This is a genomic window from Bradyrhizobium ivorense (genome assembly GCF_900696085.1).
GTDB lineage: Bacteria > Pseudomonadota > Alphaproteobacteria > Rhizobiales > Xanthobacteraceae > Bradyrhizobium > Bradyrhizobium ivorense.
In genome coordinates this window covers 153,531-167,823 of the sequence record NZ_CAADFC020000028.1, presented here as the reverse complement: position 1 = coordinate 167,823, position 14,293 = coordinate 153,531, and the positions used below count along the sequence as shown (strand labels likewise).

Annotated in this window: 10 protein-coding genes; 1 reads left to right on the top strand and 9 read right to left on the bottom strand. The window is 58.2% G+C overall.

The window, feature by feature from the left end; genetic code table 11:
* Nucleotides 1–32: 32 nt before the first annotated feature.
* From tssH to CI41S_RS31885, 9 genes are all read right to left on the bottom strand, one after another.
* The gene (gene tssH, locus CI41S_RS31925; protein ID WP_139863081.1) at nt 33–2,714 is read right to left on the bottom strand and encodes a type VI secretion system ATPase TssH; all 2,682 of its coding nucleotides are present in this window, start codon (nt 2,712–2,714) and stop codon (nt 33–35) included.
* Complete coding sequence (tssG, locus tag CI41S_RS31920) at nt 2,714–3,736, bottom strand: type VI secretion system baseplate subunit TssG (RefSeq protein WP_139863080.1); 1,023 nt, start codon at nt 3,734–3,736, stop codon at nt 2,714–2,716. Before tssG ends, tssH begins: the two co-directional genes overlap by 1 nt.
* 19 nt (nt 3,737–3,755) lie before the next feature.
* Nucleotides 3,756–5,720, bottom strand: coding sequence for a type VI secretion system baseplate subunit TssF (gene tssF / locus CI41S_RS31915; protein WP_139863079.1), 1,965 nt, complete (start codon nt 5,718–5,720; stop codon nt 3,756–3,758).
* 5 nt (nt 5,721–5,725) lie between these two features.
* Nucleotides 5,726–6,271 (bottom strand): type VI secretion system baseplate subunit TssE, encoded by a 546-nt coding sequence (gene tssE / locus CI41S_RS31910; RefSeq protein WP_244626750.1) that lies wholly within the window; start codon nt 6,269–6,271, stop codon nt 5,726–5,728.
* A gap of 126 nt (nt 6,272–6,397) precedes the next feature.
* A complete protein-coding gene (locus tag CI41S_RS31905; RefSeq protein WP_172627061.1) occupies nt 6,398–6,901 on the bottom strand; it encodes an Hcp family type VI secretion system effector in 504 nt (167 codons plus the stop codon).
* 116 nt (nt 6,902–7,017) lie between these two features.
* Entirely contained in the window at nt 7,018–8,517 is a 1,500-nt protein-coding gene (gene tssC, locus CI41S_RS31900; RefSeq protein WP_139863078.1) for a type VI secretion system contractile sheath large subunit, read from the bottom strand.
* A gap of 14 nt (nt 8,518–8,531) precedes the next feature.
* Complete coding sequence (gene tssB, locus CI41S_RS31895; RefSeq protein ID WP_139485529.1) at nt 8,532–9,071, bottom strand: type VI secretion system contractile sheath small subunit; 540 nt, start codon at nt 9,069–9,071, stop codon at nt 8,532–8,534.
* A 160-nt stretch (nt 9,072–9,231) separates the two neighbouring features.
* Complete coding sequence (locus CI41S_RS31890; RefSeq protein WP_139863077.1) at nt 9,232–10,653, bottom strand: type VI secretion system protein TssA; 1,422 nt, start codon at nt 10,651–10,653, stop codon at nt 9,232–9,234.
* A gap of 416 nt (nt 10,654–11,069) precedes the next feature.
* On the bottom strand, nt 11,070–12,287 hold the full coding sequence (locus CI41S_RS31885; RefSeq protein ID WP_139863076.1) for a hypothetical protein: 1,218 nt from the start codon (nt 12,285–12,287) through the stop codon (nt 11,070–11,072).
* On the opposite strand from CI41S_RS31885, the gene CI41S_RS31880 reads away from it, so the two are divergent.
* Entirely contained in the window at nt 12,281–14,206 is a 1,926-nt protein-coding gene (locus CI41S_RS31880) for a type VI secretion system Vgr family protein (RefSeq protein ID WP_139863075.1), read from the top strand. The two genes, CI41S_RS31885 and CI41S_RS31880, sit on opposite strands and share 7 nt — an antisense overlap.
* Nucleotides 14,207–14,293 lie beyond the last annotated feature (87 nt).

Here is a 14,293-nt window from a genome sequence, read left to right as displayed (position 1 = left end):
ATGCAGCCGTCACGGCCCGTTGCGAAAGACTGTCACTTCCATGCATACGCAAACTCGTCATTCTCGATAGAGACCGAAATCTCCTTTACCTCCTCGCCGGAAAGAGATCGCTTGAGAAATTCGCGGGACATCGCCGGCAGCAAGGTGTTGTTGATGATGTTGTCGATCATGCGCCCGCCGGAATCGGGATCATTGCACATCGACACGATGTGATCGACAACAGCCGGATCGTAGCTAAACGCAGCCTCGTGATTCTCGCTGACACGTCGGCCGATCCGATCCAGGGCGAGTTGCACAATTCCACTCAACATCTTGTTCGACAGCGGATAGTACGGGATCGAGACCATTCTGCCGAGCAATGCCGGCGGAAACACCTTCAGCAGCTCCGGCCTGAGCTCTTTCGCCAATGCTTCGGAATCTTCGCGGAATTTCGGGTCAGCCGAGAGCCCCATGATCAGGTCGGTACCGACGTTGGTGGTCAGAATGATCAGCGTATTCTTGAAATCAATTCGCCGGCCATTGCCATCATCCATGAACCCCTTGTCAAACACCTGGAAAAAAATCTCATGAACATCGGGATGAGCCTTCTCGACCTCATCGAGCAGGATCACGCTATAAGGTTTCCTGCGAACCGCCTCGGTGAGGCGACCACCTTCCCCGAAGCCAACATAGCCGGGAGGCGCACCTTTCAATGAGGAGACGGTATGCGCCTCCTGAAACTCCGACATGTTGATGGTGATCATGTTCTGCTCGCCGCCGTAAAGCGCCTCGGCGAGGGCAAGCGCCGTTTCGGTCTTTCCTACGCCCGACGGTCCGCACAGCATGAAAACGCCGATCGGCTTGTTCGGATTGTCGAGACGCGCGCGGTTGGTCTCGATGCGCCGGGCGATCATCGCGAGCCCGTGGGATTGCCCGACCACGCGGCGGTTCAGAATTTCCGGCAATCGAAGCACGTTCTCGATTTCGTCCTTCAGCATTCGCCCGACGGGAATCCCCGTCCAGTCGGAGACCACGCACGCAACAACATGTTCATCGACATGTGCGTAGACCATCCGCTTTTCGGGATCCCGCGACTCCAGCCGCCTGAACGCGTCCTGCAGCTGCTTTCGGACTTCGTCCTTGTCGGATGGCGTGTCCGGCGTGGTCCCTGCGGGTTTGTCGCCGGCAGGACTTTTGGACGAATCGAGACCGCTTCGCAGTCTGCCAATCTCGTCGACAATTCCCTTCTCTGCGGCCCAGCCTGAATCAAGAGCCGCCAATCTCTCCTGCAACGCCGCGATCTCGGCGTCGATTGCGGCGATTCGGGTTTCGCTGCGAACACCGAGTTCGGCGTCGCTGGTCAATGCAACCTTCTCACCTTCGAGCGCGGCGACGGAAGAGGTCACATCTTCGATCATCGCGGGGACTGCGCTCTGGCTGATGGCCACGCGCGCCGCAGCGGTGTCGAGCAGGCTCACGGCCTTGTCCGGCAGCTGACGCGAAGGAATGTAGCGATGCGACAGTCTCACGGCGGCGACGATTGCCGCGTCCGAAATCCGCACCTTATGATGCTTCTCCATCGGACCCAGGATACCGCGCAACATGTCGCAGCATTTCTGGATGTCCGGCTCGTTGATGAGAATGGGCTGAAAGCGCCGCGTCAGCGCCGGATCTTTTTCGATGTATTGCCGGTATTCCGACCAGGTCGTCGCCGCGATCGTCCGGAGCGTTCCCCGCGCCAACGCCGGCTTGAGCAGGTTGGCTGCATCGCCGGTGCCCGCCGACCCGCCGGCTCCAATCAGCGTATGCGCTTCGTCGATGAAGAGGATGATGGGAGTTGGCGATTGCTGCACTTCGTCGATCACCGAACGTAGCCGCTGCTCGAACTCACCCTTCATCGAGGCGCCCGCCTGCATGAGGCCGACATCCAGCACGCAGAGCCTGACGTTGCGCAGTGGCGGCGGCACCTGCCCCGCCGCGATGCGCTGGGCAAATCCTTCGACCACCGCGGTTTTTCCAACTCCCGCCTCGCCGGTGAGGATTGGATTGTTCTGACGCCGTCGCATCAGAATGTCGATGATTTGCCGGACCTCGTCGTCGCGCCCGAGAATTGGGTCCATCTCGCCCGACCGCGCCTTGGCGGTGAGATCCTGGGAGAACCGGTCAAGAGCCGTTGTACCTTTTGCGCCCGCCGCGTGCTCGGCTCCCGGCGTGCCTGACGCCACCGCTCCCGAACCGTCCATCGGGCGCAAGGTTTCCTCTTCGGATCCGGCCCAGATCTTGCGGTGCTCGGCGGTCAACAAATCAACCGAGATCTTTGCGAATTCCGGCGACACGTTGACGAGCGCCCGCGTGAGCTCGCGGGATTGCAATACGCCGACCAGGATGTGGCCGGTCCGGATCTGGGTTTCCCCGAAGAACAACGTCGCGTAATGCCAACCGCGATCAAGGGCGTCCATGACCGTATTCGAGACCGCCGGCATCTCGGTTTCGTTCTTGCGGAAGCCGTTCACCACCGAAGTGATGTCCGCGGACAGCCTGCCGCGATCGAGCTTGAAATGATCCGCCGTGAGCCCGATATCGGTACGCTCGCTTTGCAAGATATGGGCTAGCCAATGCGCGAGCTCGACGTTGCGGTTGCCGGCGCCCTTAGCCTGGCGCAGCGCCTTGAAAAACGCCTCATATCCAAGCCTGTTGAGCTTGCCCGCGACTGCCTCGATACTGATATCGACCATCAGTTCCCCCTTCGCCTTCCCGCGCGCTTGTGTCGCATTCGTTCGGCGGGATGAAAACGCGCGTCGCGGCGGAATGCATCCGTCAACGTCCAGTTTGGCGACATCCAGGTGGTCCATCCGAGCTGGCCGAACAGGCCCAAACGGATCGGCTCCGCTGCGCCCGACGGTATCGCCAGTTCCGCGTCCCAGTCGAGTTGCTCACCATTGTAGAAAAATACGAGGTCAGCCAGCGGCTCGCACAGATCACCGGTCGGCAGGAAGCGCATGTATTGCGCCAGGTTTCTTGTGAAGATCCTGATCCGGATCTTGTCCTGCACGCTGAAGATACGTTGACCAAGCAGTGCGTCGCCGCCAAGAATGTTATACCGAGCCCCGAGCATGGTCCATTCGGACGACTCGATCGTCAGCCGCGTACCGACGAATTCGTCCACTTCTGTTTCGACGCCGAACAGGCCTCGGATCGCCGCGGCAAGACGCGAGGCAGATTTGGCTTTTGCCCCCAGAAGACCGGCAAGGCCGAGCTTCGCTGCGTCTGGAACGCTGTCAAGGTTACCATAAGGTGCCGATCCGACACCTATTGCAGAACCAATATAGGCGACGAAGCGGTCCTGCTCGGGCCTGTCATGCTGAGCGATCGGCCTGGAATCGGCCCAGGCCCGGAAGAACAGCTGAATGAAACGGTGGTTGAAGATATCGAGAAAGCGCGGAAAGGCGTCATCCCGCGCGATCACGTTATGATGCGCTTCTTCGGTAATAGCGAGCGGCAACGCGCCTTGCGGCCCCAACAGGCCAAGATACTTGACAAATATCTTTAGCGGCTTGTCTTCAGCCTGTACCACGCGCGCAATGTTGGAAGCGGGAAAGTCCATGAATGGATCCTGCCCGAAGACGACGAACTCATCCCGCCTCGCCGCACTGTCGCTGATCCGGGGCCGATCCCTGTGCTTGCGTTCGAGATGCCGCAACACGGCAAAGTAATCGAATCGCCAGGGCTCTTCTTGCAGGTCTCGAAGGAAGGTCATGGCCACCTCGGTACTGGCGTCATAACGACCTGCGCTTTCCCATTCGGGGCGGCCAACGCATGACCTCACCGCGCTCGACGGAGCGGACTACGGTCTGAGTGAAATGATTGAACCCGGAATACTCCGCAAAGAACCGGTCGAGGACCGCGCCGAGCAGGAAAATGCCGGCGCCTTCGAACGGCCTCTCATCAATCGTCACGCTGATTTCAATACCCCGTGCAACTCCAATACCGGTGCGCTCGCGAATGCGACGAACAATCGGCCGGCTGTCAACATCCCGGACACCACGAATGCGGCGCTCGGTGATGCTGTCAGCCATGTCCGCGAACATCGCGAGGGTTTCGCGCAGCGCCTGGGCATTGCGACCAGCGCCGCGCTCGACCAGGCCAAGGTGATTGGTGCTCAGCAAGTTGACGAGCCGCCACGTAACCGTGCCGGTGTGTGCTGTTTCGCTCCGGCTTCGCAATTGCGCCACCACGGGCTCGCGTGGAGGCGTAGGTCCCGCCACACATACAAGATCAAGGCTGAAATCATCGAGTAAGCGAAAATCGGCGCCTCCAACGCCGATCGGCAGATGCTCGGTGAGATGCCGATTGGAACACAACGCGCGCACGCTTAGCTCCGCGACGGAGGCCTGCTTGTCGTCCACATTCGGCTCGCTCAGCGAGATGAACATGTCGGTCCCGACGTAGTCGGAAGAAAGGCCTGTGCGCTTCTCTTCTACCGTACGCCGCCGCGGCAGCCGTCGTGTCGTATAGTGAAGACCCGCCGCATGCTGTGACCCATCGAGCGATGCCGCATAGAGTGGCTGGACCGGAATCTTGTCCTGGCCGCCCGGAAAATGAGCATAGACATCGAGCAGCCGGTGCGGTTCGAAGTCAAGGTAATGACTGCGGTCCGGTATCACGTGATACTCGTGCTGGTTCGATTTGAGCGCGATGCGATCGGTGGTCTTTTCGAACAGATTGATGGCGGGCGCTGCATACATCGCGAACATTTCGGGACGTATCGCGGCGGTCAGTCGCGCATTGACTTCGCCGAACACAAAGAGGATGTCGACCGTCTTGGCCTTCAGCAGTGGCAATACCTCGCGCAGGGCGGTCAGATTGCAGCCGAGGAATTTTCGCGGAAACATGAAGTATTCGCGAAGGAGATCAAATCCCTCGAAAAGGCGATGGTCGTTCGGAAACAACCTTTCGTCGCGTTCGAAACCAATCTGCTCAAGACAGTTCGCCGATGCGCGATGAATTACCGGGTCGCCGAACTCGTCAAGGCACCGAAAATAGATACCTTTGCAGTGAGCAAACAGCTGTTCATAGAGGGCGATCGAATCGGCCTCGGGACCGATGAAATAGAACGGCAGATTCGACGTACCACAGCCTGCAAACTGCATCTCGTCCTTGTGGATTCCCTCGGCGTCGGGCGGCTCATCCTCCAGGCGCGGCGTCGTGCGATGCGTCAAGGTCAGCCGCATGCCCGCCAGCCCCTCGGCACCAACCGCAAGGCCGAGCGCCTGGAGTGGCGCAGGCGATGGAAAGTATTCCGCACCGGTCAGCTCAAACGGCCACACCACGATATCGCTGCAAAGCCGGTAACGGCACGCGATTTGACGATCGAGCTGGCGAAAGGTGGCGTCGAGATAAGCTCCGCGGCCGATCGCACGCCCGTCGCGCAACGCCTTGTCACCAAACATCGGGATGACTTTCGTCAGCATCATCGACGGTGTTGGGGCAAGGTAGTGTGGCGCCAGTTGCTCCAGGAGGTTGTTGGTAAACTCCGGAAATTCGTGCTTCAGCTTGAGTTGTACACGCGCTGCCAGAAAAGCAGCCCCCTCCAACAAACCGCCTATCATCGGATCAATGCGGTCGTCGAGGAGGCCGCCCAACCGCTCTGCGATACCCGGATACTCGCCAGCGAATTCGCGCGCCTGCTCGTTAAGCAGCTGAAGTTCCCGATTATATAGATCGAGAAATTCTCGGTCCATGGAAGCTACACACGATTGATAACGATTTTTCCGGCGTCGATCACGTCGGCGATAAACTCGACCGGAACGTGCACCGGATGACACACCAACTCGGCCCGAACGACGAACCGCACCTTGAGCTCGGTCACGTTGACGGTCGTATCGCGCTCAATCTGCAACGAAGACGGCGCTAGCCGAGGTTCGTAGTTAAGGATCGCGGTCCGGATCTCCTCCGGAATATCATCAACCGCAGCCTCGTCGATCGAGAGGCGGGCCAGATCCGCGATCCCGAAGTTGAGGATCGATTTGCGGACATGTGGCACCTCGCTCATATCGATTGTCGATGCCATCGCGATCGTATTGAGCAATGAATCCAGATCGCGGGCGACCTCGCGGCGGAGCGCGGGCTCTGTGATAACCTGGCGGGCTCGCAGCCTGCGACCCGCGATGACGCGTTCGCCGGCTTCATCGCGCAAGTCCACCGTCTTCTGGGCGTCCTTGGCGAGGTGCGCCGAACGGAACACGTGCATCAGCGGTGGGCTGAGACGAGTCTTGATGTCTCGGTCGGCCATCGCCTCGCTTTCCGCAGCAGCCCATTGCGAGAATGCAGTCCAACGCTTCCGATCCAGACCGCAATACACGGCTCGAGGCCGTGATTGCGATGAGGATGCACGTTGAATGGCAGGAATCAGGCGCCGCTATTTAAGATTGGAAGTCTGCTTCTGCAGGTCGTATGTGAACTCAAAATTGCCTTCCGCGCCGCCGGTGATGTCTGCCTGACCCTGGTAGGTGAAATCGATGGCGCCACAGGTCAGCGTTACACTTTCGTGAACGTATTGCTCGGACCCCGACCCGCTGTGCTGCACGCTCGTTATCAGAACTTCGTCCAGCTTGATGATCAGGTATTCGAGCTTGCTCTCGCCGGCAGCCTTGCGGCACGTAATCTTGCCGTCCTTGAAGTGCTTTCCGGTTGCGGCAGCATTCATCAAAGCAGCGCTCGCCTTGTCAACGTACTTGCTGATGTGAAAATCGGAGAAGGTGGGCTTGCTTTGCTGACCGCCCTGCCCCAGCGCAAAGGAGGCCGGATTGCTTACTCCAAAGGACCAACCGATGATATCGATCTCGTCCTTGTGGGCGGGTTTAGCGTCATCTATGGACTCGCCCTTAATTCCGTCGAGCTTCAGAAACATGTCGCCAGCCATCTGAATTACCTCCATGGTGCTGGGCACCATCGCACGCGGTGGTCACCATGACCCGACGCGAGACAAGGCACCCTGTAAAATTTGTCTTCGTATGGCCTCAGCCGTTCAATGCAATTTCACTTCGCGACAGGTAATCGTGACACCAGGCGCAGGCCGATATCCATCCCTTCGAGCTGGAAATGCGGCCGCAGTTCAAACGTCGCAGAGTAGTATCCCGGATTCTCCTCGTTCTCCACGATCGTGATCTTGGCGCCGGCCAGCGGCCTTCGGCACTTGGTGGTCTCGCTGGAGTTCTTCGGATCACCATCGACGTATTCCATGATCCAGTTATTCAGCCACTTCTGCAGTTGATCCTTCTCGTAGTACGAGCCCACCTTGTCGCGCACCATGCACTTCAAGAAGTGCGCGAACCGGCTGACCGCGAACATGTAGGGCAAGCGCGATGCCAAATTGCTGGAGGCCGTCGCCTCGGGATTATTCTGATAGGCCTTCGGCTTGCAGAGAGATTGCGCACCTATGAACGCGGCCCGATCGGTGTTCTTGCGATGAATCAGCGGAATCAAACCTGATTTTGCGAGTTCCGCCTCGCGGCGATCGCTGATCGCTATTTCGGTCGGACATTTCAGGTCGACGCCACCATCGTCGGTTGGGAAGGTGTGGGAGGGCAAATCCTCAACTTCGCCACCCGACTGAACGCCGCGAATACGCGCACACCATCCGTACTCCTTGAAGGCGCGATTGATGTTGGCCGCCATAGCATAGGCCGCGTTCATCCAGGCGTATTTCTCGCCCTTGTGGCCGTCGGTATCCTCCTCGAATGCAAACTCGTCGACCGGCTCGGTCTTGGCGCCGTACGGCAGACGGGCAAGCACCCGCGGCAAACACAGGCCGACATATTTTGCATCGTCAGAATCCCGCAACGACTTCCATGCCGCGTATTCGGGAGTGTCGAACAATTTGCTCAGATCCCGCGGATTCATCAATTCGTTCCACGAATCCATTCCCATCAGGGTCGAGTCCGCGGCAGCGAAGAATGGCGCATGGGCGGCGCCGGCGATCTTGCTGAGATCTCGCAGCAACTGCACGTCAGTCGGCAAATGACTAAAGTAAAAATCGCCGATCAGACACCCGTACGGGTGACCGCCCAGTTGCCCGAATTCCTCTTCATACACTTTCTTGAATAGCGAACTTTGGTCCCAAGCGGCGTTGGGATACTGCCGCAAGTGTCGATAAAGCTCGTTCTTGGACGTGTTCAGAACGCGAATTTTCAGCATCGCGTCCGTTTCAGATTGGAATACCAGATACTTCAGACCTCGCCACGCGCTCTCGATCTGCTGAAATTCGGGCGCATGAAGAACCTCATTCATTTGCGCCGACAGCTTCTTGTCCAGTTGGGCGATCATCTCCTCGATGGTATCCAGCACATCGGACTTGATGAGGCTCGTGTCAGCCAGAGCCTGTGAAACCAGCGTCTGGATCGCGTTTTCAACTTCGGTGGCGGCTCGTTCGGTTCGCGGCCTGAAACTTTGCTTAAGCAGCGCCGCGAATTCATCGACCTCTCGAGTTTCAGAGACGCCTTCTTGGACGGTGCGCGTCGCCGCGGTTTCGGTGGCCATGGCCCAGTCTCCGATCAGGATTTGCTTTCAGTCGTATCGTCGTCCGGGCCGGCTTGCTCGGAAGCACGGTTCTTGACCGCGGCCATGAGTTGCGGGTCCGACAGGAGCTTGCGCAACTGCGCTTCGGCGGCAACCTTGCCGTCCATGTAACGCTGCAGATTGGCCAGCTGCTGCCGCGCTTCCAGCAGCTTTGCCAACGCCGGAATTTGCTTTGCGACCGCCGCTGGCTCGAAATCCGCCATTTTGTCGAACCGCAAACTCACGCCCATTTTTTCGTCGGAGTTTTCGGAGAGCTTGTTTTCGACACGGAAACTGACGCCAGGCTGAATCGCTGCCATTCGAGCGTCGAGATTGTCCATGTCGAACTCCAGGAACTTGCGGTCCTTGAGTTCTGGCTTTTCGACGCCCGGCGCGTTGCCCGACAAATCGGACAACACTCCCATGACAAAGGGGAGCTCGATCTTCTCCTCGGCGTTCGACGGATTCTCGTAAGTGATATGCACCCTAGGCGGGCGATTTCGGCGAATAAACTTCTGGCCGCTATCTCGTGCCATATACAGCCCCAATCTAAAAATGCAGGCCGTCGACCAAAAAACCGCGACAGCCGATCAAGTCCGTTGGATTGGTCGACTAATGCTCTAGATTAGACGGAATTTTTGTTATCCCGTCAATCGTCAAGAACACATCTGGCCATCCTTCCGTTTTAACCAAACTCTACCTTTCGACGCCGATGTTCCTCAGCGCCGCCTTCGGCAATACGTCGCGAAGCACTGCCATGAAATCCCGTTCGGCCAAGGCCCGCGCGCGTTCGCAAAGCCACGGCACCGGGCTCGAGGGCTCGGTGCGGCGAAAATGGCGCTCGACCTGTTCCAGCAGCCCGATCGCCTCTGAACGCGATTCGATACGGTTGCGGGTATGCGGCATGTCTGCTGCACCATCCAAGACCTCGCCCGGCTGTGGGTTCGGGCTCTCGGCCGGCATGTGCAACTCTGGCGGTTTGGGAAGCTTGCCAAGCGGCAATTCGAAGACCTGGTCGCCGCCTATCTGGAACGCCGCCTTCTCGATTTGCGTGGGTACCAACACGCTCATCACCTCGAAGAACGACTTGCCGACGAGCTGGTGGGCCTGCCGAACCAGCGGAAGTGTGGGGCTCGAAGGCTCCGACCTGGCGTAGTAATCGGCAATCGCGGCCAGTGCTTCCTTCGCGTCGGTCAGCGAGCCCGCCGAGAAGCCCGATGGCTGGGATGATGCGCTCGCCATTTCCGGCTCTTCGCCATCGGCAGTTGCCGGTTTGGCACTTTCCGCGGCGCGCGGATCCACGAACGCGAGGATATTGTTGGTCAGTGATGGCAGATTCTCGAGGCCGGCGGAGCCGCCTTGCTTCGCGAATGCATCGCGTATGCGGCTAAGGGAGGCCTTGAGCAGCCGAATGTTCCCGCGTGTCTCCTCGAGCATCGCCGGCTCGGCATCGCCTCTTGCCGAAACGATGCTGGCCAGATTCAGGGCAGGTTCGCCGTCGCGCGCCTTCGCTCCCCCATTCGCGATCATCCAGGCGCGATAGCTGATTGGTCCAATCCGACGCGCCTCGAACAGGGGCGTATATTGCAGCGCGAACACCACTGTCGGCAGTTCCAACGCCGCCAGCGCCGATTGTCGCGCGGTCATTTCGCCGTCCACAACCCTCGGATGCACCGCATCCCAATACAAATCGAGCGACTCGGCTATGGCGGCTATGCTGACTGCGAAACCCTTCAGATCCCGGTTGAGAACCATCAAGCGAGCGCGTGTGACCATCAACCGGATATCGCGGGTACGTCTCAACAACGGCTCAAGCGCATCGATTTGCCCGGGCAGGTCGACCGTAGTCCGGTCAAACGGTTTGCCATCCTCGCTGGAGAAGAACGACGGCGGCAAGATCCCTTCGACAGCGGCGAAGTAGTTGAGGTATGCCGCATCCTCTGCGATGTCCAAGTCCGGTCCGCAAGGATCCTCGGCCGAGATCGGCCGACAGATCGCGGCGACCGCGGGATCCAGTGGAGCGGACGATGTCGATATGGGCATTCCCGCCGGTATGGCGCTCGACGGCGCAGCGCCATCGTCGCGCTCCAATAAGGCCGAAGAATCAAATTCCGACACCGGCGCGCCCCCATCGGGCTTTGGCTTGATGCAAACGCAATCTACCTAACTGAAATCAATAATTCCAACGCGTATGATCTTTGAACGGCAATACTGCTTACCAATACCCTCTTCGACAAACATTTGCCACGGGTCATTGCCGTTCCGACAGAACGCAGGTTAAGGGCCTCCACCAAAGTTCGAGCGAGGCGGTAACGTCCATGCACACTCGACCTGGGTTCGGCGGCGGACCGCAAGCAAATAGCAGAGGTATAATAGCACCTCGATACATTACCCGTGCATCGTGGCGAACAACTCAACGCCGGATTGCCCGATGCAGAACATTGCCAAGAGCTTCCGTATTTCGAGACTCAACGTCCGCGAGCGCAGAGGCCATGGTTGCAAGACGACGAGCCAAACGGACCAGTACGCTGACGCTAGGGCCCGGTGAGTATCACGTATTTATGACGGCCCGAAACGACGTCTGGCGATCGGATCTTTCCCTCGCTTTCCACGAAATTGATCGTCCCCATAAACACCGACTTAACCGGTCCCATGATGCCGCTTTGATAGGTCATAATCGAGCCCGTCGGCCAGGGATCAAAGAAGATGAATTCGTTCCCACTCGCGCTCGCCCCAAACAAGGTGATGTAATGGGTGTTGCTGCTTGGCTTTATGATGCCACCCTCGACAGTCAAGTCCTCGTTGTGGCCGACGAACACCTGCACGAAGTTGCCGTTTTTCAATTGCTGCCTGATCTTCCTCGCCCCGGCAGCGACCGTTTCCTTCTTGAAATGAACTGCCGAGAGCTTCGATGGACTCGGGGTCCTGTAATATAATTGAGCGCCGCTGACGTAATGCCGCGGGGCATACACCGCCCCAAACGTCATCAGCGCGCCGCCACAATTCCACTTTTTTGGATCCGGTCCAGTGTTCTGCTTCAGCGGATTGTCGCTCAGCGCGTCCCACTGATCCCTTGGCAGTTCCTGATTATTGTTGGCATTCAAAACACGGTAGTAGGCAAGCAGATGGTCCGCGTCAGAGCTCATTCCAAGCATTTGAGCCAACAGGTCGGATTCAAAGTTGGCGTGTTTGCTCACCTGTCCCAGTGTGATCCTCAACGTCTCGTCCGCCCGATAGCTCGTTCCGAACGACGTCGTATCGTACTGCATGATGACGTATGAGATACGCTGGTTCACACCGAGCAGAACCACCTCGATGACGAAATCGATGATGCCGTGCCGGTGGACTTTCTGACTGACGATCTTGAGGCTGGGTGAGCAGGACAAGGAAGGGTTCTTGTCGCCGGGCGGAAATTTGCACCGCAATGCAATCCTCCTGCCCCTTCCTGAACCGTCTGCCGACGAATCGATACAAAGCTCGGTAAGCTTGCGTCCCTTGGGTGTCTGGAACTCCATAGCTCCCCCACAGGCGCGAAACACGACGTCTCGCGATAGCTCGTAGAGATCACCTTGAATTATGTCGGCGAACTTGAGGATTGGTTCAAGTTTGTGGACGACAAAGTCGAGCCGCCGCGTCGCTTTGTCTTGATCAGTTTTGACGCGGCGATTGACGCCCGCTCGACTACTAATTGGCAGTTCGATATCGTCGCCGATATTGGCGCAGAAGACGAGACGAGGATTTTTCAATGGCACCGCTTACTCAAACCGACGTCGTCGCAGAACTGACCACACCGCTGGGCAAGGACAAGCTAGTGCTGACCCAATTCACCGGGGTCGAAGGACTTGGCGAACTATTTGAATTCCAGATCGACGCGCTAAGCGAGCAAGGCGACATCAACTTCGACGCGGCGCTCGGCAAGTCGTGCACGATCAAGCTCAAGGCCTATAAGGGGAAGTTCCGCTTTTTCGATGGCATTCTCACACGAGCCCAATGGGTCGGAAAGACGGATGATTTCTTTCATTACCGATTGGTGCTGCGCCCGTGGTTCTACCTGTTGGGCTACAAGGCCGATTGCCGCATTTTTCTCGACAAGAAAGTCAAGGACATCATCGAAGAGGTTTTCACGAAGGGCGGATTTCCCGACTTCGAATTCCGTCTCACCGCGGACTACGACAAGATCCCCTACTGCGTTCAGTATCGAGAGTCCGATCTGGCATTCTGCTCCCGCTTGATGGAGCTCTACGGCATTTACTATTTCTTCGAGCACCGTGAGGGCAAGCACACCATGGTGATGGCTGATGCACGCTCCTCCCACCGGAAGAACCCGGACGTTCCCACGCTACCCTACCTGCCCTTGCAAGGGACCGAACTGCACCTCGATCAATTGCTCGGCGCCTGGGTTTCAGAGCGCCGCTTTCGCACCGGCAAGATCGAATTCAATGACTACGACCCGACCAAGCCCAGCAAGAAGCTCCGAGCTCCCAATGAAGGATCGGAGCGGTACCAGCATTCAAAGCTCGAGGTCTATGACTATCCGGGAAAATACGACGAGCTGAGCAAGGGAAACAAGTTTTCGAAGTTCAGGCTCGAGGCCGAACAGTCATTTGATCACCGCCGCTATGTCGATGGCGACGCCGCTTCACTGTTTCCAGGCACCCTCTTCACCGTCGAACGACATCCAATTGCTTCGGAGAATCGCGAATTCCTCGCGGTCCGATGTTCACATCGATATGGCACCCAGCACTACCGCACCGGGTTCGGAGGCGGGGCCCCCGAGGAGCAAGTCTATTATGGGAATTATGAATTGCAGCCGAGCGATCGCCCCTTCCGTATGCTCCCCGTGACCCCGAAGCCGGTCATCTGCGGCATTCAGACAGCCAAAGTGGTCGGCAAGAAAGGCGAGGAAAGCGAGGAAATCTCGACCGACGAGGACGCGCACATCTGGGTTCAGTTCTTCTGGGATCGCGAGCCGCAGAAGTCCTGCCCGATTCGCGTGGCTCATGCCTGGTCGGGCAAGAAATGGGGGACCCAGTTTATTCCAAGGGTCGGCATGGAGGTGGTTGTGGAATTTCTTGAAGGCGACCCTGACAGGCCGCTGGTTACGGGATGCGTCTACAACGGCGACAACAAAGTGCCCTACAATCTGCCGGGCAAGAAGACGCAGTCCGGGACCAAATCGGAGTCCTCAAAGGGTGACCACGGCTACAATGAATTCATGTTCGAGGACAAGAAGGGGGGCGAATTCATCCGCATGCATGCCCAGGCGGATCACCTCGTGACCATCAATGCCAACCAGACCGGTACCGTGGGCGTGGTCAAGCTGGATTCACCTGCCCTGGGAGGCGACCAGACCTGGACGGTTGGCGGCAACCGGTCATGGACGATCCAGAAGGGCAACGACACCGTGGAACTCCTGCTGGGAAATCAAACCATCACTCTCGATATCGGGCAGCAGACCGTGGACGCGATGATGGGGATCAACCTCACTGTGTGCTTCGGCATGAGCAGCATCCAGATCACGCCGGCGTCGATCTCGATGCTGTCGCCCGTGATCAACATCAATGGAGAGGCCGCGGTCAACATCATGGCTCCTGCGGTCAACATCGGCGCCACGCTCAACACACCACTCCTGGTTGCAGGCGCCGCCGTTGTCAGCGGCATACCCTTGTAGAACCGTCCTTGCGACGCGAGTGGTCCGATGCCCCTTGTGACGCCGGGCTCAATATGCGAATGTCTTGTTATACATTGATTTTTTTGC